We start from the raw sequence: 24,202 nt of genomic DNA on the forward strand, positions 1-24,202 counted from the left end.
AGGGCGAGTTGCACACCGGTGCCGACGAAGGCGACGGCAAGGGCCCGGCGCACCCACCCAATCACCTCGGGACGATTGATCACATCGTCCCGGATGGGGATGGGGACGGGGATGGGGACGAGGACCGGGATGGGGATGGGATGGGGATGAGGGGTGAGGGAAGGGAACGGGGGCGGAAACGTGCGGAGGGCCCCTCCCGGGGTGTGAGCGGGAGTGGGCCCTCTTGCTGCCGGCCACCTGGTCACCTGGCCACCTGTCCGACGGCACGCGGCGCCGATCGCGTGGGGGCGTGGCGTCAGGCGTCACGCGTCGGACATCGGGTGTCAGGTGTTGTCGGTGGCCTCGGGCGCCTCCGGCGCCTCGGCCGGGCGGGTGGTGGCCAGCCAGGCGGGGAGCGCGGCCAGGATCTCCCGGTAGAACGCCTTGTCCGCGATGGCGCGCGGGGCCGGGCCCGCGTGGAAGAACCCGACGTTGTCGGCTCCCAGCTTCCGCAGGAAGTCGAAGCCCTTCGACTCGTGCTCACCGAACGCGACGAACTGGAAGAACAGCGGCACGCGCGCCGCGTCGGCCAGTGCCTGCTTGGCGGCCTGCCGGGCGTCCGGAGGGCCGTCCGTCTGGAAGATCACCAGGGCCGGACCGGTGGCCTGCGACTTCTCGTAGTGGGCGACGATCTCCTCGACGGCACGGTGGTAGTGGGTACGGCCGAGACGGCCCAGGCCCGCGTGGAGTTCGTCGACCCTGCCCTCGTGGTCGGTGAGGTCGATCGTGCCGGTGCCGTCGATGTCGGTGGAGAAGAAGACGACGGGCACGGTGGCGGTCTCGTCCAGGTGCGCGGCGAGGGCGAGCGCGCGGTCGCCCAGGTGCTGGGCGCTGCCGTCCCTGTAGAACGGGCGCATGGAGCCGGACCGGTCGAGCACCAGGTACACGGTGGCGCGGAGGCCGGTGAGCCCGTGTGCCCTGAGTCCGGCCTGGGCCGCCTTGTACGGGTCGACGAGACCGGGGGCGCGGGACTTGACCCGGGCCAGGGAGAGGGCGGGCCGGGGACTGGGACCGGGGGCCGCGGCGGGGGTGGTCGCCGGGGTGGTGGTGACCGGGAGTGCGGGCTCGGGGGCGGGAGTGGGCTCCGAACCGACGGTGACCGCGGCGGTCGGTTCGGGACCGACGGTGACCGCGGCGGTCGGCTCGGAACCGGGGATGGTTTCGGGGGCGGTCTCGGGGACGCCCCCCGTGGTCGGCGCGGGGGTGGACTCCGCGGTCGGCTCGGGCGTCCGCTCGGGTTCGGGGGCGCCGCCGGTCTCTTCGGGGGTTCCGTCGGCCTTGAGGGGCGCGGGTTCGGTCTCGGGTTCCTGGTCGGCCTGGGCAGTCTGTTCCGGTACGGGGCCGGGGGCCGGGCTCGACGCGGGTTCCGGTACGTCCGCCGTGACCGGCTCCGGGTCCAGCGCGATGGTGATCGGCTCCGGGGCGGCCACCGGCTCGCCGACCGGTTCCGCCGGTTCCGCCGGTCCCGTCAGCCCTGTCGGTTCCGTCGCTTCCGTTCGTTCCGCCGACTCTGCGGACTTCGTCGGTTCGGGGGCCGACGACTGTTCAGGGACCGTGGGGGTGCGTGCGGACGTGGCCGCCTTGTCGAAGGCCGCAGCGACCAGGTCGGCCGCCAGGCCGTGGGTGCCGTGGGTTCCGTCGGTGTCGTCCGCGTCCCCGGTGCTCCTGGTGCTGTCCGAGCCGCCGCCGACGCTGTTCGACGGACGGGTGCGGGTCGAGCCCTCCGACGCCGTGGCGGAGGCCGACGCGGGCTCCGGCACCCGTTCCGATTCCGGCTTCGTGCCGGACCCGGACAGTGATTCCGCTTCCGGCGCGGACGCCGGTTCCTGCTTCGCCTCCGTGGGCTGCGTGCGTTCGGTCTGGGGCGGGACGGTGGCCGTTGCCGCGTCGTCCTGCTCCGTACGGTCGCGTCCAAACACCTTGCGCAGCAAGCTCCGAATGCCCATGGGCGAGGCCTTTCGCATGAGTTGGGTGCGATACATGTCCGTCTGCGGGAATTGATCCCTGGCCAGGGCGGATACGTAAGGTTAGCGGCCGAACGGGGCACTGCCACGGCGTGGCCCGACCCTGACGCACTGTCAGTGACGGCGGTGTGCCGTCCTCCGCTCCTGGCGGCCGACGATGTCGCGCCCGGTCACGCCGTCACGGCCGAGGTGACGCGATGGCCCTGGCCGCCGCGACCTCCTGGTGCAGTGGTTCCAGCACCCCGTCCGCGCCCTCGTCCCCACTGCCGCCCGTACCGCCGTCTCCGCCGCCCTTTCCGGCTCCGCGCGACGGGGTCCGCACCTCCACCAGCACCTCGCTCGCGCGTATGCCCGCGGCGAGCCCGCGCAGCTCGCGCTGGATCGCGGCCACTTCCGACGGGGGTGGTTCGGGCGCTCCGTGGTTGACCCGGACGCGGGCCGCCGTGGTCGCGTCGACGATCCGTTCGACGGCGACGACCAGTGGCCACCAGGCGGCGGCCCGGGTGCCCACCGGCGGCGGCTCGGTCAGCGCGCGCTGGAACTCGGACCGTACGACCGACAGATCGCGGTAGATGCGCCGTCGGGCGCGCACCCGTTCACCCTGGTCGATCCGGCCGACCCGCTCACCGCTCGGGTCGAAGGCGTACCCGACGTAGTCCGCGATGTCCGTGACCGCGTCCGCGAGCCGGTGACCGACCCTGCTGTGCCAGCTCTCCGGCCACAGCAGATAGCCCGCCACCAGGACGATCCCGCAACCGATCAGGCTGTCCAGGAAACGTGGCTGGACCAGGCCGACGCCCTGCCGGTTCAGCAGGTCGGACAGGAGCAGGATGACCGGGGTGATGGCCGCCGTCTGGAACGCGTACCCCTTCGCGGTGAACGCCGGGATCAGCGCGGCGAGCACCACCATCACCGGGACGTCCCACCATCCGATCGGCACTTCGGCCAGCACCGGGGCCGCGATCACCAGACCGGCCGCCGTGCCCACCGCGCGGAGTACGGCCCGGGAGAACACCGAACCGAAGTCGGGCTTGAGGACGAAGGTGACGGTCAGCGCCACCCAGTAGGAGCGGGGCACGTCCACCAGCGACACCAGGGCCTGTGCCAGCCCGATGCAGACCGCGAGCCGTAGCCCGTACCGCCAGGACGGCCGGGAGAGCAGCACATCGCGGGTGATGCGCCGGACGCGTACGCCGAGCGCGGCGGGCCGGCCGAGGCGGTCGTCGACGTTGTGCGGGTCGGGTTCGGCTCCGTGCACCACGGCCGTCGCATGGCGCAGCGCGCTGTCCACGGCGCGGGTGGCCGCGGAGTCGGGGGCGGGCAGCCCGGATTCGGTGTGCCCGGTGCGGTTCTCCTCGACCGCGTCGGCGAGGGCCCGCACGGCGTCCGGGACCCCGGGCGGCAGCGGGCGTCGTCGCAGATGCACGGCGGGTGCCGCCTCGACGAGCGGGATGACGACGTTGAGCTGGGAGAGCAGCCGCACCATGGGGGCGCTGCGGCCGTGGTAGCGGGCGCGGCGGGCGAGGATCAGGTCGTACGAGGTGTTGAGCGACTGGGTGACGTCCTGACGCCGCGCCTCGTACGCGTCGGTGCCCGCGGTCGCGAGCATGTCGGCGACCGCGCGGTAGGTGTTCGCGACGGCGACCCGTTCGGGCAGCTTGCCGCGCAGCGGCCAGGCCAGCAGTGTCAGCGCCAGGACCACCAGGCCGCCGGCCGTCAGCAGCAGCGGGGCCTTCCACCAGGGGTCCGGCATCGGGAGACCGGCACCGACGACGGAGTTGAGGAGGAGCAGCAGTCCGGACACGGAGGCGACGGCGCCGATCGTCGACATCATTCCGGAGATGAGGCCGATGACCGTCAGTGCGACGACGGCCGTCCAGCCCGCTCCGTACACCAGCGTGCCGAGCATGATGCCGAGGGCGCCGAACAGTTGCGGTACGGCGATGTTGAGCACGCGCATCCGGTACGCGTCGGCGGTGTCACCGATGACTCCGGAGAGCGCGCCCATGGAGACGAGTGCGCCGTACGCCGGGCGGTCGGTGGCGAAGCCGACGGCGAGGGGGGCGGACAGTGCGACGGCGGCGCGGGCGACGGCGGCCCAGGGGATGGGGGCGTTCTTCGGACGGAGCCCGCTGAGCAGCCAGGGGGGTGGTGTCGCACGCTTCAGGACGTGGCGGGTCGATCCGGTCCGGTGAGGTGGGCGGGCTCCGCGTGGCGGCCGGGCCTTGCGGGCCGGGCGGACTTCGCGGGCCGGGTGAGCTTCGCCGGGCAGGTGGTGGGCTCTGGCGCTCGGACCGTCCGGGCCGCCCTGACCGCCCGGGTCGTCCGGGCCGCCCTGACCGCCCGGGTCGTCCGGGCCGCTCGGACCGCTCGCACCGTCTGGGCCGCTCGGGCCGCTCGCACCGTCTGGGCCGCTCGGACCGCTCGGACGGTCAGTGCTGTCAGGGGCTTCCGGGTCGTCCTCCTCGTCGTTGTGGTCCTTCCGGCTCCTCCGGTCGGTGCCGTCCTCGGCCAACGCGCGCTCCCTCGGCTTCCGGTCCCGTCAGCTCCGGTGACCCTCGACCGTCGCTGTCGCAGCAGCTTATGGGGGATTGCCCTGTGTTCGCCCCGTCCGGCCCGTCCGCCCTCCTCAGAGCATGAACACGGTCTTGCCGCGAGCGCCGCCGGCGCGGTTGCGGTCCAGGGCCTGTGGGGCCTTCTCCAGCGGGAGTTCGGTTTCGATGGGCACGGTCAGCGCTCCCTCGGCGGCCCCGGCGGCGAGCACGTCGAGCAGATCGGGCGCGGGATCGAGGACGAAGTCGACGGCCGCCACGCAGGGGGAGGTCTCCGCCCGCTCGGCGGCACCGCGGGTGGAGACGGCGACGCCCCCGTCGTGGACCAGGCCGGCGTGGGCGGCGAACGCCTCCGCGTCCGTGGTGACCAGGTCGACCAGCGCTTCGACACCGTCCGGGAAGGCGTTCCGCACCCCCTCTTCGAGCGGGACGGATGTGGTGTCGATGGTGACGGCCGCGCCCAGGGCGGTCATCCGGTGCCGCTCGTCCCCGCGTACCGCCGCCAGGACGCGGATGCCGTGGGCGGACGCGAGCTGGGTCAGACAACTGCCGACACCGCCCGCCGCCCCGATGACCAGCAGTGACTCCCCGCAGGCGACGGACACGGAGTCCAGGATCTGGGCGGCCGTCATACCGGCGGACGGCAGCGCCGCCGCGACGGGGAGCGGCAGACCGTCCGGGACGAGGGTGATCACCGAGTCCTGCGGTACGCAGACGTACTCGCAGTACGTTCCGGCGCCGACGGGCGGGCGCGACACCCGGCCGAACACCGGGTCGCCCACCCGGAAGCGGCTCCTGCCATGGCCGACCATGTCGACCCGGCCCGCGAAGTCGACACCCATGACCAGGGGGAACACATGGGGTGCGGTGCTCTCCAGGGAGCCGTCCGCGCACTGCCAGTCGAGCGGGTTGAGTGCCGTGTACTCGATCTTCACCCGGACCTCGCCCGCCGCGGGGTCCGGCTTCGGGACCTCGGTCAGCACGGGCTCGGCCCGGAACGCGTCGACGGCGATCGCTCGCATACGGAAGACCTCTCACTCGCCCCGACCTGTCGGCCCGACAGTCACGGATTCCACTCTCGCCCGGAGCGCCCGCCGCCGCACGTCGGACTCACCCGTACCGCACGGCCCGTCAGGTGCGATCCGTTGAGTGCGATCTGGGTGTGATCGGCGTGCGTGCGTTCCGGTGAGTGCGATCCGTGGGTGTGAGCGGCGAGGGCGTGACCGGCGAGTGCGATCGGTGGGGCGCGGTCCGTCAGCCGGTGTGCAGGGACAGTTCGACGAGCAGCGCGCGGTGATCGGTGCCCGCGAGATGGCGGAAGCGCGCGGAGCGTACGGAGAAGTGGTCGCTGACCAGCACATGGTCGATCTGGGTGCGCAGGGGTGTGGTGCGGTCGGCGGGCCAGGAGTACGCGCGGTACGCGCCCGCGATCCGGGCGCTGTCGTGCAGTCCGCCCGCGTCGAGGACGGCACGGAACGCGGCGTGGTCCTGGGAGGCGTTGAAGTCTCCCGCGAGGACGGTGCGTTCGCCCCTGGTCCCGGCGGCGAAGTCGCGTACCCGGCCCAGCTCCTCGCTCCAGTCGTCCACTCCGCCGGGGACGGGCGGCAGCGGATGTGCGAGCTGGAGCCGGACGTCCCGGCCCGCGACGGTGGCGACGGCACCCGGCATCGCCATCCGCCCGTCGATCCGGTCCGCCGGGCGGAGCGGAAACCGGCTGAGGATCGCCGAGCCGAGCGAACCGTCGAGCCGGACCACCTCGCGGTACGGGTACGTGGTGTGCGGGACGCGGGCGGCGAGGGCGTCCGCGCAGTCGAAGTCGCATTCCTCGACGAAGACCACGTCGGGGCGGTCCCGGCCGAGTGTGCCGATCAGGGCGTCCGTCGCGCCGCCGAACTCCACGTTGGCGGTGAGCACGCGCAGCTCGGCGACCACCGGCCCCCGGGCGCCGGTGGTGCCGGGACCGTACGGGCGCGCGTACCAGCCGGTGGCGCAGAGGAGGACGACCGCCCACACCATGCCGGTACGCCAACGGGCCGGTACCGCGAGTCCGAAGGCCAGCCCGGCCGGGACGAGCAGCCAGGGCAGGAAGGCGAGGGCCTGCGGAACGGGTGTGATGCCGTCCGCGTCGCATGCCCGGAAGGCGATGACGACGGTGACACCGAGCAGCAGCAGGGCGGAGGACCAGAAGGCGGCCCGCCGACACCTCGGACCGCGTCCCCGCCCCGGCTCCGTCACTTCCCCTTCGCCTCCTTCTCCCCGTTCTCCCTCTTCGGCCTCCCCCTCGGCCACTTCGTATCGCTCTCGGGGCTGTGCACCCAGGTCAGTCCTTCCCCGGAAAGCACCTGAGCCTCCGCCCGCTCAAGGACGGGACGCGGCACGCTCCGGTTGCCGTGTCCGGCGGGAGCGGGCCGGCCAGTACCGGAGCACCAGTGCGCAGAGCGCGACCGCCAGCCCCGTGCCGAGCACGATCCACACCGTCGTGAGGAGCGAGTCCGTCAGCGCGTCGTACACCGCCGCGGCTCCGTCATGATCACTGTCCGGAACGCCCGAGAGGACCTTGCCGCGAGCGACCGCCAGTAGGACGCGGAGCACGACCGCCCCGATCGCGAAGCCGAAACCGGCCACGACCATGGCGTTGAGAGCACCGCGCCACCCACGGCGAACACCGGCCGCCACCACCGCGACCACGGCGAGCGCCGCCGTGCCGACCCCGGGCCAGACACTGGCGTCCCTCATCCAGCGGAAGGTGTCGCGCAGCTGATCGGCGCGGCCCTTGGGGATCAGGGTGATCTCGATGTGCTGGACCGGGATCTGATCGGCGAACGGGACCCCGCTCCGCACCAGGTTCTGTTTGACCTTCTCCGTCACCGGGGCCAGATCGATCGTCACGGCCTCCCCGCGGTCGCCGTCGAGGGACGCGGTGACGGCCTGGTGGGCGGTGCTGTTGGCCGCGGTCCAGGCCGCACGGAAGGTGTCGGTGCCGGTAAAGGACCTCACGGCGTCATGCAGGAAGTCCTCGATGGTTCCCTGGAGCGGCCCGGTATCGATCTGCTTCAGCGCCGCATCGGTGATCAGGTCGGACACGGTGTCCCGTACCCCGGGATCGGAGGCGAGCGGCGCCACCGCGGCCACATACCGGTCCGTGTCGTCGATCTCCAGATCCACCCACGCGCAGAGCGCGCTCAGCGGGACGAGGACGGCGAGCAGGACGAGTGACACTGCCGACAGGCTCGCTGCGAGGTAGCTCCGCTGGGTCCGCACCCCTCCAGAGAAGCCCGGTCGACGGAGTCGCGCCCTGGGTTCGTACGCCATCTGCTCCTGCCATGAGCCATTCGAGTTGCTGGACCGGACGACCGGGTGTGGTCTGGAAGAGGTACGGGGGATCGAGGGGGCTAGGGGGCAAGGGAAGGAACTCTCTGCCATGGCAGCTCATGCAGCGGTGCCGGCCCGCCGCGCGCGGCGTGTTTCACGTGAAACACCGGCCCGGCACCACACGACGCACAGTTGGGTTCTGCCACTCATCCTGGGTGTGGGCTACGGCTTCTACACGGCCTTCATGGAACGGCACGGAGGACCGGCGAACTTCGGTCAGCTCGCGATGGGGCTGATCTCGGGCGCCGCCGTCTTCCTGCTCTCCTTCACGGTGGGCCGTCTCCAGCACGTACTGCCGCCCGAGCTGAGTGCCGCGGCGTACGGCGCGGTGACCGGTGGCGCCTTCGGGTTTCTGTACAGCCTGACCGGCGAGAGCGTGCTGCGGTCCTCGGGCATCGGGTTCGGGATCGGAGCAGGGATGCTCATCGCGTCGTTCTACATGCTCTACACCCGGCAGGACCGGGCACGTGAGCGGCACGGTGGCAGGCCCGGCGGCAGGCCGGCATAAGCCGTCCGTGCGGGGCCTCTGAGGTATCCCGGACGAGGCACCATGGACGAGGTGCCACCGTCAGCGGGCGGCTCCGGGCGAACTCGACGAGTTCTGCCCGGAGCCGCCCGCTGACGCGCACCCGCCGCCGCACTGTCGCGCACCCGCCGCCACCGCCGTTTCCTACCGCGTCTCTACAGCGCGGTCAGCTCGGCGTGGGCGTCACGCTCATCCGTGTACGACGCTCATCCGTGTACGACCGTCACAGGGCACGACGCGTGCTGGGTGACATGCAGGCTGACCGAGCCGAGCAGCGTCGCCTTGAAGCCGGTGTAGCCGCGTGCCCCGACGACCAGCAGGTTCGCGCCCTCGGCCCGGTCGAGCAGCGCCTGTGCCGGATTCCCGATCACGACGACCTTGCTGATCCGGGCGGCCCCCTCGGCTCCGAGGGCTGCTTGCAGCGCCTCGGTCAGGGAGACGGTGGCCAGGGCCTGCGGGTCGAAGTCCTCCGGCATGCCCGGCATCATGGACGCCCAGCTGGTCGCCGGGTACTCCCAGCTGTTGAGGGCCTCCACGGAGTCCCCGGTCAGCTCGGCCTGGCGTACGGCCCAGCGAAGCGCCTTGAGCGACGGCTCGGAGCCGTCCACGCCCACTACGATCCTGCCCATCTCTGCCTCCACCTCGGTTCGGCCCACCTCTGCGGGGGTGTGCCTCGTGGTGCGTCTTTCCGTAAAACTCTAATCAAAACGGACAGTGACCTGGCGTTTTGATCACAGTGGATGTTTTGAGCACGGAACGGAGGTCCGGAGAACGCTGCTCAGCGCACCCGCTGTTCAGCTCAGCTGTGGGTCAGCGCACCCGCAGCTCGGCGAGCTGCTGCTCGAACGGGACGACGTTGTCCGCGTCGAACGCGTCGTCAGCGCCCTTCGTGCCGTACGAGCCGGTTCCGCTGTCCTCATCCGGTGCGCCCGGAGCGCCCGGTGCGCCCGGCGCGTCCGGTGCGTCCGGCGCAGTCGGCGTGGAGCCACCGTCCTGGACGTCGGCCCGGGGCGCCCTCGGAGCCGTCCGGCCTCCCGCGACCATCCCGGCCAGCTCGCCGCCCGCGCGCCGGATGCGCGACGGCAGTCCCTCGGTGTACTCGTCGCCGGCCGCGCCCCAGTCCTCGGACGCGGCGTACACCGATGTCGGTACGACGGCGGCCCGCAGATAGGCGAAGAGCGGGCGCATCGCGTGTTCCAGGACGAGCGAGTGGCGGGCTGTGCCGCCGGTCGCCGCGATCAGAACGGGCTTGCCGGTGAGCGCCGTGTTGTCGACCAGGTCGAAGAACGACTTGAACAGCCCGCTGTACGAGCCGGTGAAGACGGGCGTCACCGCGATCAGCCCCTCCGCCCGCGTGACGGCCTCGATCGCCTTGCCGAGTGCGGGCGACGGGAAGCCCGTCACCAGGTGGTTCGCGATGTCGACCGCCAGGTCGCGCAGCTCGACGACCCGCACTTCGACGGTCCTGTCCTGCTCGGACGTCAGCCGCTCGCGGGTGGCCTCGGCGAGCCGGTCGGCCAGCAGCCGGGTCGACGACGGCTGACTGAGCCCGGCCGCGACGGCGACGATCCTCAGGGGTTCGGTGCGCATGGGGTTCAGATCTCCTTCGCGGCGTTGCGGGCGGCGACCGCCGGGTGGACGGGGGCGTCCGGCACTCCGGCGGGGCGCAGGGCGGCGAACTCCTTGCGCAGTACGGGTACGACCTCCTCGCCGAGCAGGTCGAGCTGTTCCAGCACGGTCTTGAGCGGCAGTCCCGCGTGGTCCATCAGGAAGAGCTGGCGCTGGTAGTCGCCGACGTCCTCCCGGAACGACAGGGTCCGCTCGATGACCTCCTGCGGGGAGCCGACGGTCAGCGGTGTCTGCTGGGTGAAGTCCTCCAGCGAGGGCCCGTGCCCGTAGACCGGCGCGTTGTCGAAGTACGGGCGGAACTCCCGTACCGCGTCCTGGGAGTTCTTCCGCATGAACACCTGCCCGCCGAGGCCGACGATGGCCTGCTCGGGGGTGCCGTGACCGTAGTGCGCGTACCGCTGCCGGTAGAGGTTGACCATCTTCTTGGTGTGCTCCATCGGCCAGAAGATGTTGTTGTGGAAGAAGCCGTCGCCGTAGTACGCGGCCTGCTCGGCGATCTCCGGCGAGCGGATGGAGCCGTGCCAGACGAACGGCGGTATGCCGTCCAGTGGACGCGGGGTCGCGGTGAACGACTGGAGCGGCGTACGGAACGTGCCCTCCCAGTCGACGACGTCGTCCCGCCACAGCTTGTGCAGCAGGGCGTAGTTCTCGATGGCGAGCGGGATGCCCTGCCGGATGTCCTTGCCGAACCAGGGGTAGACCGGTCCGGTGTTGCCGCGCCCCATCATCAGATCGACCCGGCCGTCCGCGAGGTGCTGGAGGGTCGCGTAGTCCTCGGCGATCTTCACCGGGTCGTTGGTGGTGATCAGTGTGGTGGAGGTGGACAGGATGATGTTCTCGGTGCGGGCGGCGATGTAGCCGAGCGTCGTCGTCGGCGAGGACGGTACGAAGGGCGGGTTGTGGTGCTCACCCGTCGCGAAGACATCGAGCCCGACCTCCTCGGCCTTGCGCGCGATGGCGACCGTGCTCTTGATCCGCTCGTGCTCGCTCGGTGTCGTACCGGTCGTCGGGTCGGTGGTGACGTCCCCGACGGTGAAGATCCCGAACTGCATGGCGCCCGCCTCCAAGTTTGTTGAATGTTGAACTACACCCTACAACGGGCCACCCGCACCACCTATTCCTCGTGTGGGCGCGCCGCCTGATCCGTACGGGTTCCCGGATCGGGTCATGCCGGATCGCACCGCACCCGGGCGCGACGACGACGGAGGGCAGGTCCGCGAGGGGGAGGCGAGAGGGCGCGGAGCAGTGGAAGAGGGCGCGGGCGAAGCGGAAACCCGGAGGAGGGGGAGGAGCGCGAACAGCGGAACGGGACGGATGCGGGAGCGCCCGGCGGCCTCATACGGGCGCTCGCCGGTCCGGGTGGGCGCCGGTCCGGGCGGGCGGAGCCTTCCGCCCCTCAGCCGATCCTGGGGAAGTCGGGGTCGTCCTCGGCGAGCGGCAGCGGCCGGTGCCCCTCCGAGTGGTCGTTGACCCATCCGCAGCCGGGGCAGGCGTATCGCCCGTCGAGCCCGGCGATCTCGGTCCCGCACTGTCGGCACTGCGTGTACGTCATCTCCGGCGGCGCCATCGGATCGACCGCATCGACGGCATCGACGGCATCCACCGCTTCCGAACGGGCCGCGTGGCCGGTGCCCTCGGGACTGTCCGTACGGTCCGCACGGCTGGTGCTGTCGGGACTGTCCGGCCGGTCCGCGCGGGGCGTCGGCTGCTGGGTCGTGGGACGCGGTGCGACCCGTCGCGGGCTGCTCATACGCGTACGGTACCGCCGGGCAGGACATCCCTCCCCGGCTCGCCACCGCCGTGCCGCTCACGCTTCGCATCTTCTCCGTACGTTCTCCCCAAGCCCCCGTACGTCCTTCCCGGGCCGTCGCACGCTCTCCGCGGCTTCTCCGCGCCTTCGGTGCCCGGGGGCCGGAGGGTGCGGGGCGGGGGCGTCGAGTCCGCCCGTCCCTCGTGCTGTTCGCGGGCGTGCCCGAAGTGGTGCCGGTCCGCTGCCGGGCCGGCACCACCGGGGTCGTGTCAGACGCGCGGGTCGGTGGGGTGGGAGCCGGCGCCCGTACCACCGACACCTCCTGTGCCGTCGGTCGGCCGACGGACCTCACGGGTGTTCGTCTTGCTCTTTCCCTTACGGGGGATCAGCCCCGCCAGACCCAGGAGCCCGACCAGACCCCAGAGACCCCACCCGCCGCTGCTCTTCTCGACCTTTTTGTTGTCGGTGTCCATGTTCGGACTGGGTGTGGGAGCCGCCACGGCGGTGTCGACCGTGCTCGTCCGCTCGTGCACCGCGACAGCGGTGCTGACCGTGGCCACCCGCGCGGGCGCGGGGCCCGCGTCGGCGAGTGCCGGTGCGGCGGGGGCGAGGAGGAGCGCGGAGGTGAGGCCGAGTGTGGCAATGGTGTGTCGCATGGTGTCTGTTTCCTTTCCTCGTCAGTGGCGCGGACCGGGCTTGCCGCCGCGGCCCTGCGCTCGCTGCTGCTCGGTGTCGGCGTCGTAGTCGACGCGTTCCTTGCGGACCTGGTCGGAGACCTCACGCTGTTCGGTGACCTTGTCCGTCTCCAGACGGACGCGCTCGACCGGTACGGCCTCCTTGCGGACGACCGGCTCTTCGGCGCGGAGCGTCACCTCGGCCTCGGCGTCCCCGATACGGGCACGCTCCCCGCCGCGCTCACCGTCCCGGATGGGCTCACGCACCACCCGCGCCTCGTCGTGGCTGACGGGTACGGTCCGGGTGGCCTCCTCCGTCTCGACGTGCTTGCGCAGACGCGCGCGTCCGGCCTCGTGTTCCTCCGTACCGACGCGCAGCCGCTCCTCGGAGCGCACCACCTCGTCGGCCCGTCCCGGACCACCGGCTCCGGCCCTCTCGTCGCGGCCGTTCTCGCTCCGGCGCCCGGGATCGCCCGTCGCGGCGGTGCCGACGATGCCGTAGTGGTCGTAGAGGCGTCGCTCCTCGTCGGCGTCGAGGTGTTCCTCGGCTTCGAGGCGCGGCGCCTCCTTGATCTGGTCCTTGTCGTAGCGGAAGTGCAGATCGCCGTTGGTCGACCGACGGGCACCGGAGAGCGGCACGAAGCTCTCCTTCATGCCGAACAGTCCGGTCTTGACGGTCACCCACTCCGGCCTGTTCGTGGAGTCGTCGAGGTAGACCTGTCCGACCGTGCCGACCTTTTCGCCCTCCGCGTCGTACGCGGGAAGACCGGAAAGTCCGTCACCGTGCGCGAATCCGTCACCGGATGTCATCAGCCATCACTCCTCGGTTGTACGGGACGGGCGCCTGACACCCGCGATCTCGCCGGGCCGGGCGCATACCACTCCATCTCCCCTCGCCCATCCGTCTCCGGCAACCGCACACCCCGCGCCCGGCCCGCTCTCACCCGGTGACCGGCGCGCCTCGCCCCGCTCTCGCACCGTCCCGACGACACCGCCGAATGGGTGACACCCCAGCGGAGTCGGCGGTGTCCGGGTCTCCCTCGGCCTCGGCCCGCCTCCCCGTTCCCCGCGTGCTTCCTCCTCGCCGCTCCCCGACGCCCTTCTCCCGTCCCGCCCCGCCCCGTCCCCCGTCGTTTGACACTCCCTGAGGGATGACTCCATTATTCCACTAGCTGACTAGTGGAATCCGGATGGATCGACAGCGCTTTCGGCAGCGGTTCCGCAGTGGTTCGACAGCGATTCGACAGCCGTTCACGGCGGTTCCACAGCGATTCGGCAGCGGTTCGACAGTGGCTGCTTCGACAGTGAGAGAGGGCGTACCTCGACATGACGACGCCGGACAACGCCGGGAGCCCCTGGGCTCTTGAGGCGCGTGGGCTCGGGAAGAAGTACCGCCGGGGGTGGGCGCTTCAGGAGTGTTCGTTCCGGTTGCCCGCCGGGCGGATCTGCGGGCTCGTGGGGCCCAACGGGGCCGGGAAGAGCACCCTGCTCGGTCTGGCGACCCGGCTGGTGCAGGCCACCAGTGGGGAGCTGCGGATGTTCGGGGTGGACGTCGCCTCGCCCGCGGTCATGCCGCGTTACGCGTTCCTCGGGCAGGACAAGGCCCTGTACAAGCGGTTCACCGTCGCCGAGACGCTGCGGATGGGGCGGGAACTCAATCCCGGGTGGGACCAGGCGGCGGCCGAGCGGATCGTGCGCGCCGGCGATGTGCCCATGAACGCCCGGGTCGGCACCCTCTCCGGTGGGCAGCGGACCCGGGTGGCGTTCGCGCTGGCCTTCGGGAAGCGGCCCGATCTGCTGCTCCTCGACGAGCCGATGGCCGACCTGGACCCGTTGGCCCGGGACGAGATGAGCTCTCTGCTGATGGCCGAGGTGGCCGAGAACGGCACCACGGTCCTGATGTCCTCCCACATGCTCACCGAGCTGGAGGACATGTGCGACTACCTGCTGGTCATCGCCGAGGGCCGGGTCCGGATGGCCGGGGAGACCGATGAACTGCTCGCCGTGCACAAGCTGGTGACCGGTGTCACCCCGGAGGCCGGTGGGCTGCCGACCGGGCTGGCCGCGCACACCGTGGTCGAGAGCCGTACCTCGGGCCGCCAGTTCACCTCGTTGATACGTACCGAGGGCGCTCCCGTCCGAGGCGACTGGCAGCTGGTCGAACCCAGCCTGGAGGAGATCCTGCTCGCCTACCTCCGGTCGCCGGCCGCGCCCCCCTTGATCACTCCCATCGCCCAGGTCGACACACGAGAGGGGCGTGCGGCGTGAGTGCCGTCTCCTACGCACCCGGCGGAACCGCCACCACGAAGCGGGGACCGCTGCGCGGGGTCGTCTGGCTGGTGACGCGCCAGCACCGCGCCACCATCCTCACGGTGACGGCCCTCACCGTACTGACCGCCGCCTGGATCATCCACGAGCGCGGCGCCATGATGGACGCGTTCCACAGCGCCGGATGGCCGGGCAAGGACATCGCCGAGAGCGACCCCGACCTCGTGAACAGCGCCCAGAGGCGCGTCTCCCGGACCGCCACGATCCTCAGCGTGCTGCCCATCGTCCTCGCCGTGTTCATCGGCGCTCCGCTCATCGCGGCGGATCAGGAGCAGGGCACCGCCCAGCTCGTCACGACCCAGTCCGTGCCCCGGATGCGGTGGCTGCTCCACAAGCTGGGGCTCGCCCTGGTCCTGTCCCTGGTGCCCACCATCATCCTCGGCGCGCTGTTCACCTGGTGGTGGAACGATGCCAGGGCCGTCATCTACAACGACTGGCTGTCCGGCGAGGTGTTCGACAACACCGGTCCCGTGCTGCCCGCCCTGACCGTCTTCACCACCGTCGCGGCCATCGCCGTCGGAGTCCTCTCCCGTCGGGTGCTGGTCTCCATGGTCGTCACCTTCGGTTTCGCCATCGGCACCCAGGTCGGCTGGACGCTGATCCGGCAGAGGCTCGGCACCTCCCACCTGGTCAGCTATCCGCTCGACGCCGACGGACCCGCCGTGCTCAGGGACTCGGTGCAACTGGACAACTGGGTCAGCACCGCCGACGGCAAGCTCTTCGGCTGGGGCACGTGCAGCGACGCGGCGGAGGACGCGCACGACGCGTGCCTCGCCGGAAAGGGGATCGTCAACAACACCGTCGAGTACATCGGCTTCGACCAGATGCAGGGGATGCAGTGGACCGGCGCGGGCATCCTGTTCGGCCTGACCGTGGTCGGCATCGGCTTCATCGCGTACCGGGCGAGTCGACGCCCGCTGTGACGGCGACCGCGTACCGCGCTCCGGACGTCATGTCTCCCGGGGCCCCTGGTTCGGGCGCCGTCATCGACGGCGGGCGTCGTAGGCTTCCGGGTGGCCGCTCACACGGCGGCGCCGAGGGCCCGGCCGGGCGATCGACCGAGGGCGGTACCGGGAGACAGGGGGAGAGACCGTGATCGCCTTCCGCATCGACCGGCGCAGTGGACTCCCCACGTACCTCCAGATAGTGCAGCAGGTCGAACAGGCCCTGCGCATGGGGGTGTTGACCGTGGGGGACCGGTTGCCCACCGCCGCCCAGGTCGCCGCCACCACCAAGGTCAACCCGAACACCACGCTCAAGGCGTACCGGGAGCTGGAACGGTCCGGTCTGGTGGAGGTCCGCCAGGGCGCGGGCACCTTCATCACCCGCTCCATGGCCCAGCCCCGGAGCAGCCCCGACTCCCCGTTGCGCACCGACCTCGCCGAGTGGATGCGCCGGGCGCAGGCCGACGGCATGAGCGGTGAGGACGTCGCCACGCTGTTCACCGCCGTGTTCCAGGAGGTCTTCCCTCGCGTCTGAGCGGGGGCGCGCGCGACTGTGCCGGGCACCCCCGCGTCCGCACGGGGGTGCCCCGGAGGTGCCCGGATGCCCAGCCGTACCGGGGCCCGCCTCCGTGCCCGGTCGTTCCGGGGCGCGCCTCCGCGTTCGGTCGTGTCGGGGCGCGCCTCCATGTCCGGTTGTACCGAGGCCCGCCTCCGTGCCCAGCCGTACCGGGGCCCGCCTCTGTGCCCGGCGATGCCCGGCACGGCCCACGTGTCCGGCGCCGGCGACCACCCCGGTCCTCAGCGGTGCCGACCACGCCGGGGTCCTCGGCGGTGCCCGCCCCGCCGGGGTCCTCGGCGGTGCTCGGCCGCCCTCAGTGGCGCGTCCGGCTCCGGCGTCCACGGAGCAGGTCCGCCAGGCCCCGGCGGGTCGCCGCGATCACCACGCGGTCCTCGGCCCGCAGCACATGGCCCGGATGCAGATCCCAGATCAGACCCGATTCCCGCTCCGCGTGCGGCACGGTGAGATCCGGATGGCGGTCGTCGGGCGGGGTCGTGTCCAGGGCCAGTACGCGCCAGGCGCCCGCCCGGAACGCCTGGGCGACCGTCATGCCCTCCAGTTGCGGGTGCCCGGCCACCTCGATCGCGGCGAACAGCATCACCTTGCGCTCCACCGGTACGGCGCCGAGGATCTGACGGCCCATCATCGCCACCGCGAACGACGGGGCGGCCAGGTGGGAGACCGACCGGGAGCGGGTCAGGGCCTGCGGATGGGCCGTGCGCAGGGTGCGGTAGACGGCCGTCGCGAACTCGTCGTCGAACAGCCGCAGCGCCACCCGGAGATCCGGCTTCAGCGAACGCGCGTACAGCGCCGCCTCCAGGTTCGTCGTGTCGATGCTGGTCAGGGCGAGCAGAGCGCGGGAGCGACCGATCTTCGCCGCCTCCAGCACACCCTCCTGGGTGACGTCCCCCAGCACCACCGGCACGTGCAGCTGCCGCGCCAGTGGGATGCCGCGTGCCTCCGGGTCCTCCTCCACGCAGACCACCGGGATGTTCAACTGCCGCAGCTGTACGAGCACCCGCGTACCGATCTTGCCCAGCCCCAGCAGCACCACATGACCGGATATGCCACGCGGCGGGCGGCGCAGCGACGACGCCGTGCGGAGCGAACCGAACGCCTCCAGAACGCCCGCCACCAGCAGCGGAAGAAGCAGTAACCCGGCCACCCCGGAAAGGAGTTGGATCAGCTGGCGGGGGGTCGGGTCGCCGATCGCCGGGTCGCCCATGGCGAACAGGTCGAGCAGCGTCAGATACGCGGCGTGCGCCGGGTGGTCGCCCGTGGTGAGGCTCGACGCGATGGCGAGCGCCACCACGGCCGCCGCGACACCCAGCGCCGACCAGCGCAGCCGCCGCGAGAAGATCTGGCTCAGCGGGGCGCTCCGGCCGCTCATCCGGGGTGCCGGGGTGTCCGGTCCCGCGTGGCTGACCGCCTCCAGGACGACCGTGCCGCGCCCGGTCGCCCGCGTCACCGACTCCTGGTCCGGGAGGAGTTGGGGGCCCTCGTCGCCGCTGCTGTCGGAGCCCTCGGCGCCCGCCGGGTCATGGGTGGTGGAGGAGAGCAGGGCGAGCGTGCAGAGCCCGGGATCGGCGACCTCGCCCTGTCGGGGCGGGGTGCGTTCGACGGCCCGCAGCAGCAGGCCCTCCGCCCGGATGACCTTGCTGGAACCGGTGAGCGCGGTCGCGGCGAGCGCCGGAGCCGCGGTGTCCGCGTCGGAGAGGACGGTGGTCGACGCGTCCAGCGCGGTCCGGTCGAGCTCGGGCATGGTGAGGGCCGCGGCCTGGTCGAGCAGGGTCTCCAGGTACTGGCCCAGCTTGCGGTTGTAGAGCCGGATGACCAGACGCAGTCGTGGGTTGAGACGGCGGGCGACCAGCGCCGCCCGGATGTTCGTCTCGTCGTCGTCGTACACCAGGGCCAGTGCCGCGGCCCGGTCGACGCCCGCCTCCTCCAGGGCCTCGTCGGTGGGTTCCGGCGCCTCCATGATGTGGACGGCCCGGACCCCGGCGTTGGTGTCGTTGTCCCCGGTCCCGGGGGAGGGAACAGGGCCGGGGTTGGACCCGGCCCCCGTGGTGGGTGAGGGCGCGGGGACGGTGGCGCCCGTACGGTTCATCGCCGCCGACATCCGTCCGAACAGGGCCGCCGCCCGGCCGCGTTGGGTCAGCGGCTGGTCGGGTCTGCGGGCGTCGCGCCCCGGCGGGACCACGAGGGTGACCCGCTCCCCGTAGACGTACCTCAGCTCCACGGCCAGTCGTTGGGCGAGCGCGTCGTCGCCACAGACGATCATGTGGCCGCCGTCGGACGGGGCGCGTTGGGGCTGTGGGGGTAGTGGGGGCACGAGTCCCAGCATGCCTTGCTCCCGCCTCGTGTTCGAGAGTGGTCAGAGATCTTCCCGTGAACGTGGGGAGTCGTGCGGTGAGGAGTGGTGCGGTGAGGAGTCGTGCGGTGTCGAGCCGTGCGGCGCCGAGCTGTGCCGTGAGGGGTCCTGCGGTGTCGAGCCGTGCGGTGAGGGGTCCTGCGGTGCCGAGCTGTGCCGTGAGGGGTCCTGCGGTGTCGAGCCGTGCGGTGCCGCGTGGCGGGCCGCCGGGTTGGCGAGCAGGTGGCGTGGGTCCGTCGCCCGGGTGATCGCCGTCTCGACGGCCGAGATCCGGTCCGCGAGGAGGCCGAGCGCCGCGACCGCCCGGGTCATCGGATCGCCGTCCGGGCCGCCGAGTGCCTGGGTGCGGACGTACGAGGCGGTGATCGCCGACCAGCGGTCCGCTTGTTCCGGTGTGAGCGTGCCGCGCAGGGCGGCGAGCTTCAGGAGGTTCGCCTCGGCGCCCGTGGTGAGGGTCTGCGCCTCGCCCGCGTAGTGGTCGTCGACGAGTGCGGCCAGCTCGGCGTCGTTCATCACGGGCACGATCCGCTCGGCGATCTTGTTCATGTCGCGGTACGAGCCCTGGAGGCGGAACGGCGGTTCGGTGCGCGTCGCATCGGTCTGCGCGGCGGACGCGATGTACGCGGCGTTCACCGCCAGGACGGTCTCCCGGGCCGTGAGGAGGTGCCGCAGCACTGCCAGGACGCGGTCCAACTCCGCAGCCGTGTACGGGTGTTCCAGACGGTCCGGGCGCGCCGAGGGGTCCGTTCCCGAGGCCAGCCGGACCAGCAGCTCCAGATCGGCCCGGGAGCGCCCGGCGAGTGGGGCGAGAGCCGGGTTGGCGGTCAGCGCGTTCTCCACGAAGCTCAGCGCGAAGACGTCCTCGCGACCGCTCAGCACCTCGCCGAGGTTCCACACGTCCGCCCGGTTCGCGAGCATGTCCGGGATACGGAACTGTTCCCCGGACTCGGTGTACGGGTTGCCCGCCATGCACACCGCGAACCGCTTACCGCGCAGGTCGTGGCTGCGCGGCTCGCCGTCCTTCACGCCCTCGATCCTGCGGGTGGCGTCGCAGAGCGGGATGAACTTCTGGAGGAGTTCCGGCGAGGTGTGCTGGATGTCGTCCAGGTACAGCAGGGTGTTGTTCCCCGCCTCCAGTGCGAAGTTGATCTTCTCGACCTCCCGGCGGGCGGTCGCGCTGCGGGCCTGCGCCGGGTCGAGGGACGTCACGTCGTGCCCGAGCGAGGGTCCGCTGATCTTGACCAGGACCATGCCGAGCCGGTCGGCGACGTACTCCATGAGGGTCGTCTTGCCGTAGCCGGGCGGGGAGACGAGCAGCAGCAGGCCCTGGGAGTCGGTCCTACGGTCCGCGTCGGCCGTGCCGAGCTGTTTGGCGAGGCTGTCCCCGATCAGCGGGAGGTACACCTCGTCCAGCAGCCGGTTGCGGACGAACGCCGACATCACCTTCGGGCGGTGGTCCTCCAGCCGCAGCCGGGCACGCTCGGTCGCGACGAGTTCGGTGCGCCGGCGCTGGTAGGCGCGGAAGCCGGGCACGGTGGAGGCGCGGAACCGGGCGGTACGGGCCAGGAGTTCGTCCAGCCGGACGGTGAGCCGTCGGTGCTCGATCCGGGGGTGGGTGCCGAGCAGTCCCTCCACGGTCGCGGTGAGCGGCGCGTCGCACTCGTACCGCTCCAGCTCGGGGCAGAGCTCCACGGCGACCGCCTCCGCGAGGTCGTCCGCGCCGAGGTCCGATCCGCTCGCGGCGGCGTACGAGGAGAGCCACGCCTCGACGAGCTGGCGCCGGGCCGGGAGGTCGTCCCGGAGGGCGGCCAGGTCGTCGTCGTACGCCGAAGTGCCGGTTGCCCGGCGGAACTTGTCGAGGAGGGTGCGGATGGTGGCGCTGGTGACGAACCGCGGGCCGGGGAGTGGCGTGGCGCCGTCGCCGGTCGTGGTGGTCGTCAGCTCGTCGAAGAGGTACGCGGCGACGGCGGAGGCGGGCGCGGAGGCGGGCGCGGAGGCGGAGGCGGGGACGGGTGCGGTCCCGGGCCCGGTGGCAGCGGCCTTGGGGGCGACGGCAGCGCTACCGTCCCAGGCGGCAGCGGTACCGGTCCCGGGGGCCCCGGCATCCGTCCCGGGAACCCCTGCGCCTGTCCCGACGGTCCGGGCACCCGCTCCGGCGGTCCCGGTACCCGCCCGGCCGCCCGTCGCCCCGCCGATTCCCGCTCCGCCGGTCTCCCGCCCCGCCTCGGCGATCCGCGCCGCCCACTCCGCCTGGAGCGTCGCGATGGCCGGACTCAGTCCGAACGTGTCCCGGGCGCGGGCGAGCGAGAGCGCGCGGCGGGCCCAGGAGGTGCGCAGGCCGTCGTCCGCCGCGTACGTCCAGAACAGCTGGGCCGCCGCCCGCGCGGCCGGTGGGTGGCTCAGTAGTCCGGCCCCGGCGCGCAGTCGGAGCAGCGTGGTCAGGATCGCGGTGGCGTCCTCGTCGTGGACCCCGCGCTGGTAACCCTCGTCGTACGCGTCCGCCGCCGACTCCCTTACCAATGCGGCGAGTTCGTCGGCCGACAGGTCGGTCAGGGTGTCCGCGCCCCGCTCGTCCAGGAGCTTCGCGGCCAGGTGTTCGGCGCGGTAGACGTCCGCGGACTCCGAGGGCAGCGACTGGTCCCAGTACGGGCGGGTCTCCTCGAACGCCGGGTCGGTGACCGGGGCCCGGTAGTCCGTCCCGGTGAGGGCGAACGCGAGCCGGCCCTCGTGCGGCACCAGCGTCAGGTCGAACGGCTGCGTGTTCACGGCGAACCGGTGGCGTCCCAGCCGGATCGTCGCGCCGCCGTCCGCGTACAGCTCGCCGCGGTCGCGCAGGGCGCGTCCGGCCTCCTGGCGGGCCGCCTTGAGCCGTCCCTCCAGCTCCTCCGCACGCACCGGATCGCCCAGTTCCCGCAGCTCGTCGGCGGTGCGGCGGATCTTGGCGACCATCGGGTCGGAGGCGAAGTAGGTGTGGACGGCGTCCGGATCGGCGAGTGAGGAGATCCGGCGCGAGACGGTCTCCAGGACCCGCGCAGCCGAGTCAGCCAGCCGTTCGGCCCGCCGGGCGCGGGCGTCCTGCAAGGTCTGCTTGCGGGCCGAGAACGCCTCGTACACCTCGTCACGCCGCTCGGCCAGCTCGGCGAGGAAGTCGTCGAACTCCGCGAACCGCGATTCCAGGTTCTCCAACTGGAGCAGCAGCCGCGACAGTTGTTCGTCGCAGGCGTCGGGGGAAGAGGCGGCGGCCAGCGCGCCGGTGACGGCCTGGCCGAGCAGGGCGAACTCCGCGGCGAACTCCGCGCGCCCCTCCTGGTCGAGGAGTTCCCTGCGGCGGGCTTCGAGGGTGGCGCGGGCCCGGTTGACGGCGCCCAGGACGTCGGCGATGCGCTCCAGGACGGACGTACGGGCGGTGGCGTCGCCGATGTCGAGCCCGGTGACGACCTCCGTGACGGTCCCCAGGCCGTCCGTCATCGCGGTCAGCCGGTCGCCCAGGGCCGCCGCGTCGGCCACCGTGGTGAGCGCGCCCGCCTCGGCGGTGAGCCGTTCGACGTCCGCGTGGTGGTCGGCGAACGCGTCGTCGCGGGCGAGGAACGCGACGGCCCGTTGCGCGGCCGACGCGATGTCGTCCTCGGTACGGGTGGTCAGCTCGGCGATCCGCTCGGTGTCCGCGTACCGCATCTCCGCGAGCGTCGCCAAGTGGCCGTGGGCGCGCCGCAGTTCGGTGAGCTGATCGACCCATGCGGTGGCGGTGCGCGGCGCCTCGCCACGGACGCGGCGCACGAGTGCGGTGAGGTGGGCGGTGGACTCGGTGAGCGCGTCGGCGGCCCGCCGGGTCAGCTCCCGTACCGTCTCGAACTCCGTCAGCACCTGTTGGGCGGTGATCCGCAGCTCGGCCAACGGGTCGGCGAGCGAGCCGAGTCCGGGGTCGGTGAGCCAGTGGTAGCGGTCGGCGGCGCGGGTGCAGTCGGCGACCAGCCGGGCGTACACGGCGGTGGTCGGTGTCATGTCCCGTACCCCGTGCGCGAGGGCCAGGCAGTCGGAGATGCCGCGCACCAGATCGGCGTTGCCGACCCGGGCGAGCGGACCCGTGTCGGCGGGGCGCGCGGCGGCGTACGTGTCGGAGACGTACGGGGTCTGCCAGCGCTGCACCGGATGGACCCGGGCGGGTTCGCCGGAGCCGTCCGCCGCGTCCCGCAGGAGGACGAGGACGCCGTCGTCGAGGAGGGCGTGGCCCCGGCAGAGCAGCGGGGTCGCGACCTCCTGGCGGATCAGGTGGTACGGCAGCAGCAGGGTGCGGCCCGCGTCCTGCGAGCGGAAGACGTACAGGACGTCCTCGCCGCCCGGCGAGCGGATCGCGCCCTCGAACACCGGGTCCGACAGCGCCCCTTCGGCGAGGTCGAAGGTCTTGGCGGTGCCGGTGGTGAGGTAGTAGCCGCCGGGGAAGATGATCCCCTGGTCCTCGGGGAGCCGGTGGCAGGCGGGCCCGATGCCGTCGAGCCGCAGCACCGTGCCGAGCAGGGAGTTGAAGACCAGGTGCCGCCAGGTGTCCTCCTTGTACGGGCGCACCCGCAGCAGGGTCAGCGGCCCCACCTCGGCGTACTCGACATCGGCGTCCGCGAGGGACTGGAGGGGTTCGGTGACCGGCTCGGAGTGGATGCCGTCGGGGGTCTCGGTGTCGTTCTCCGTCTTGACGGTGAGGGTGCCGCCGAGCGTGTCGACGTACAGCCCGCCGCGCTCCCCGACGGCGATGTGGGGATGACGGCCCATGATGTGCGCGTCGCGGCCCGTCGGCGTCCAGGTGAAGTCGTGGGACGGCGGGAAGACGTGGTCGCGGTCGCCGCGGGCGTCGAGGAACGCGCCGGGCGAGCCGTCCGGGGCGAGCGCCCAGCGCAGCACCCGGATGTCGTCGGCGGTCTCGCCCGTACGGAACACGGCGAGGAGCTTGCCGTCGACGCGGCGCAGCCGGAGCAGCCGGGCGTCACGGTAGTAACGGTGCAGTCCGGCGAACTCGCGTACGAACGCGGGATCGTCGAGGAGAGTGGCGGTGGGGTCGGTGGCGGGGCCGGCCCCGTGTTCCACGCCGGTCCGGTCCGGTCCGTGTTCCGCTCCGGTCGGCTCCGGTGCGTCGACCGCCGCCAGATCCGGCCGGTACAGCGCCAGTACGTCCCCGACCGTCGCGTCACCGCGCGCCCCCGGCCCCCGCTCGAAGCCGAACAGCAGCCGCCCGCCCACCGCCACCAGGTCGCGGGCCACGGAGGCGTGTTCCGTATGGACGCGCCCGGTGCCCAGCAGCCGCAGTGCCGTCGAGCCGAACTCCTCCGTGCGGCGGGCGTCGACGGCCTCGGCCCGGCGGGCCAGCTCGGCGGCCTGGGCCCCGAGTCGGCGCCGCAGCACCTCGTAGGTGCCGGCATCCACGTCGCCGCCCTGATCGCCGCCACCGCTGTGCGGCGGCGGGGTGGCGGGGGTGGTGTCGGTGTCCATGCGTACGGCTCCCTAC

General features: G+C 72.4%; 17 protein-coding genes. 4 read left to right on the forward strand and 13 right to left on the reverse strand.

Annotation, left to right across the window (positions count from 1 at the left end; all coding sequences use genetic code 11):
- Positions 1-323: 323 nt before the first annotated feature.
- The 5 genes from PZB75_RS15755 to PZB75_RS15775 all read right to left on the reverse strand — a co-directional run bounded on the left by PZB75_RS15755 (position 324) and on the right by PZB75_RS15775 (position 7,774).
- Positions 324-1,985, reverse strand: a complete 1,662-nt coding sequence (locus PZB75_RS15755) for a VWA domain-containing protein (protein WP_275535931.1) — start codon at positions 1,983-1,985, stop codon at positions 324-326.
- Between the two features lie 196 nt (positions 1,986-2,181).
- Complete coding sequence (locus tag PZB75_RS15760) at positions 2,182-4,170, reverse strand: FUSC family protein (protein ID WP_275538727.1); 1,989 nt, start codon at positions 4,168-4,170, stop codon at positions 2,182-2,184.
- A 462-nt stretch (positions 4,171-4,632) separates the two neighbouring features.
- Positions 4,633-5,577, reverse strand: coding sequence for an NADP-dependent oxidoreductase (locus tag PZB75_RS15765; RefSeq protein WP_275535932.1), 945 nt, complete (start codon positions 5,575-5,577; stop codon positions 4,633-4,635).
- Positions 5,578-5,809: 232 nt separating this feature from the next.
- Entirely contained in the window at positions 5,810-6,790 is a 981-nt protein-coding gene (locus PZB75_RS15770; protein WP_275535933.1) for an endonuclease/exonuclease/phosphatase family protein, read from the reverse strand.
- A 123-nt stretch (positions 6,791-6,913) separates the two neighbouring features.
- On the reverse strand, positions 6,914-7,774 hold the full coding sequence (locus PZB75_RS15775; RefSeq protein ID WP_275535934.1) for a hypothetical protein: 861 nt from the start codon (positions 7,772-7,774) through the stop codon (positions 6,914-6,916).
- A 202-nt stretch (positions 7,775-7,976) separates the two neighbouring features.
- On the opposite strand from PZB75_RS15775, the gene PZB75_RS15780 reads away from it, so the two are divergent.
- Positions 7,977-8,435 (forward strand): hypothetical protein, encoded by a 459-nt coding sequence (locus tag PZB75_RS15780; protein ID WP_275535935.1) that lies wholly within the window; start codon positions 7,977-7,979, stop codon positions 8,433-8,435.
- A gap of 224 nt (positions 8,436-8,659) precedes the next feature.
- Here the strand turns inward: PZB75_RS15780 and PZB75_RS15785 are convergent, their stop codons facing one another.
- The 6 genes from PZB75_RS15785 to PZB75_RS15810 all read right to left on the reverse strand — a co-directional run bounded on the left by PZB75_RS15785 (position 8,660) and on the right by PZB75_RS15810 (position 13,316).
- Positions 8,660-9,082, reverse strand: coding sequence for a universal stress protein (locus PZB75_RS15785; RefSeq protein WP_275535936.1), 423 nt, complete (start codon positions 9,080-9,082; stop codon positions 8,660-8,662).
- A gap of 181 nt (positions 9,083-9,263) precedes the next feature.
- Entirely contained in the window at positions 9,264-10,043 is a 780-nt protein-coding gene (locus PZB75_RS15790; RefSeq protein WP_275535937.1) for an FMN reductase, read from the reverse strand.
- A gap of 5 nt (positions 10,044-10,048) precedes the next feature.
- Positions 10,049-11,134 (reverse strand): LLM class flavin-dependent oxidoreductase, encoded by a 1,086-nt coding sequence (locus PZB75_RS15795; protein ID WP_275535938.1) that lies wholly within the window; start codon positions 11,132-11,134, stop codon positions 10,049-10,051.
- A gap of 344 nt (positions 11,135-11,478) precedes the next feature.
- Positions 11,479-11,832: a hypothetical protein gene (locus PZB75_RS15800; protein ID WP_275538932.1), complete on the reverse strand. Its 354-nt coding sequence runs from the start codon at positions 11,830-11,832 to the stop codon at positions 11,479-11,481.
- A gap of 269 nt (positions 11,833-12,101) precedes the next feature.
- Complete coding sequence (locus PZB75_RS15805; RefSeq protein WP_275535939.1) at positions 12,102-12,488, reverse strand: hypothetical protein; 387 nt, start codon at positions 12,486-12,488, stop codon at positions 12,102-12,104.
- Positions 12,489-12,509: 21 nt separating this feature from the next.
- A complete protein-coding gene (locus PZB75_RS15810) occupies positions 12,510-13,316 on the reverse strand; it encodes a PRC and DUF2382 domain-containing protein (RefSeq protein WP_275535940.1) in 807 nt (268 codons plus the stop codon).
- A 516-nt stretch (positions 13,317-13,832) separates the two neighbouring features.
- Between PZB75_RS15810 and PZB75_RS15815 the strand changes: the two genes are divergently transcribed.
- From PZB75_RS15815 to PZB75_RS15825, 3 genes are all read left to right on the forward strand, one after another.
- Positions 13,833-14,774, forward strand: a complete 942-nt coding sequence (locus tag PZB75_RS15815; protein WP_275535941.1) for an ABC transporter ATP-binding protein — start codon at positions 13,833-13,835, stop codon at positions 14,772-14,774.
- Positions 14,771-15,757 (forward strand): ABC transporter permease, encoded by a 987-nt coding sequence (locus PZB75_RS15820; RefSeq protein ID WP_275535942.1) that lies wholly within the window; start codon positions 14,771-14,773, stop codon positions 15,755-15,757. Before PZB75_RS15815 ends, PZB75_RS15820 begins: the two co-directional genes overlap by 4 nt.
- A gap of 169 nt (positions 15,758-15,926) precedes the next feature.
- The gene (locus PZB75_RS15825; protein ID WP_275535943.1) at positions 15,927-16,313 is read left to right on the forward strand and encodes a GntR family transcriptional regulator; all 387 of its coding nucleotides are present in this window, start codon (positions 15,927-15,929) and stop codon (positions 16,311-16,313) included.
- Between the two features lie 337 nt (positions 16,314-16,650).
- Here PZB75_RS15825 and PZB75_RS15830 read toward each other — a convergent pair whose 3' ends face one another.
- Together PZB75_RS15830 and PZB75_RS15835 are read right to left on the reverse strand one after the other, a co-directional pair.
- On the reverse strand, positions 16,651-18,681 hold the full coding sequence (locus PZB75_RS15830; RefSeq protein ID WP_275535944.1) for an NAD(P)-binding protein: 2,031 nt from the start codon (positions 18,679-18,681) through the stop codon (positions 16,651-16,653).
- A 30-nt stretch (positions 18,682-18,711) separates the two neighbouring features.
- Positions 18,712-24,186, reverse strand: coding sequence for a DNA repair ATPase (locus PZB75_RS15835; RefSeq protein WP_275535945.1), 5,475 nt, complete (start codon positions 24,184-24,186; stop codon positions 18,712-18,714).
- Between the last annotated feature and the right edge of the window lie 16 nt (positions 24,187-24,202).

The organism is Streptomyces sp. AM 4-1-1 (assembly GCF_029167625.1).
Taxonomy (GTDB): Bacteria; Actinomycetota; Actinomycetes; order Streptomycetales; family Streptomycetaceae; genus Streptomyces.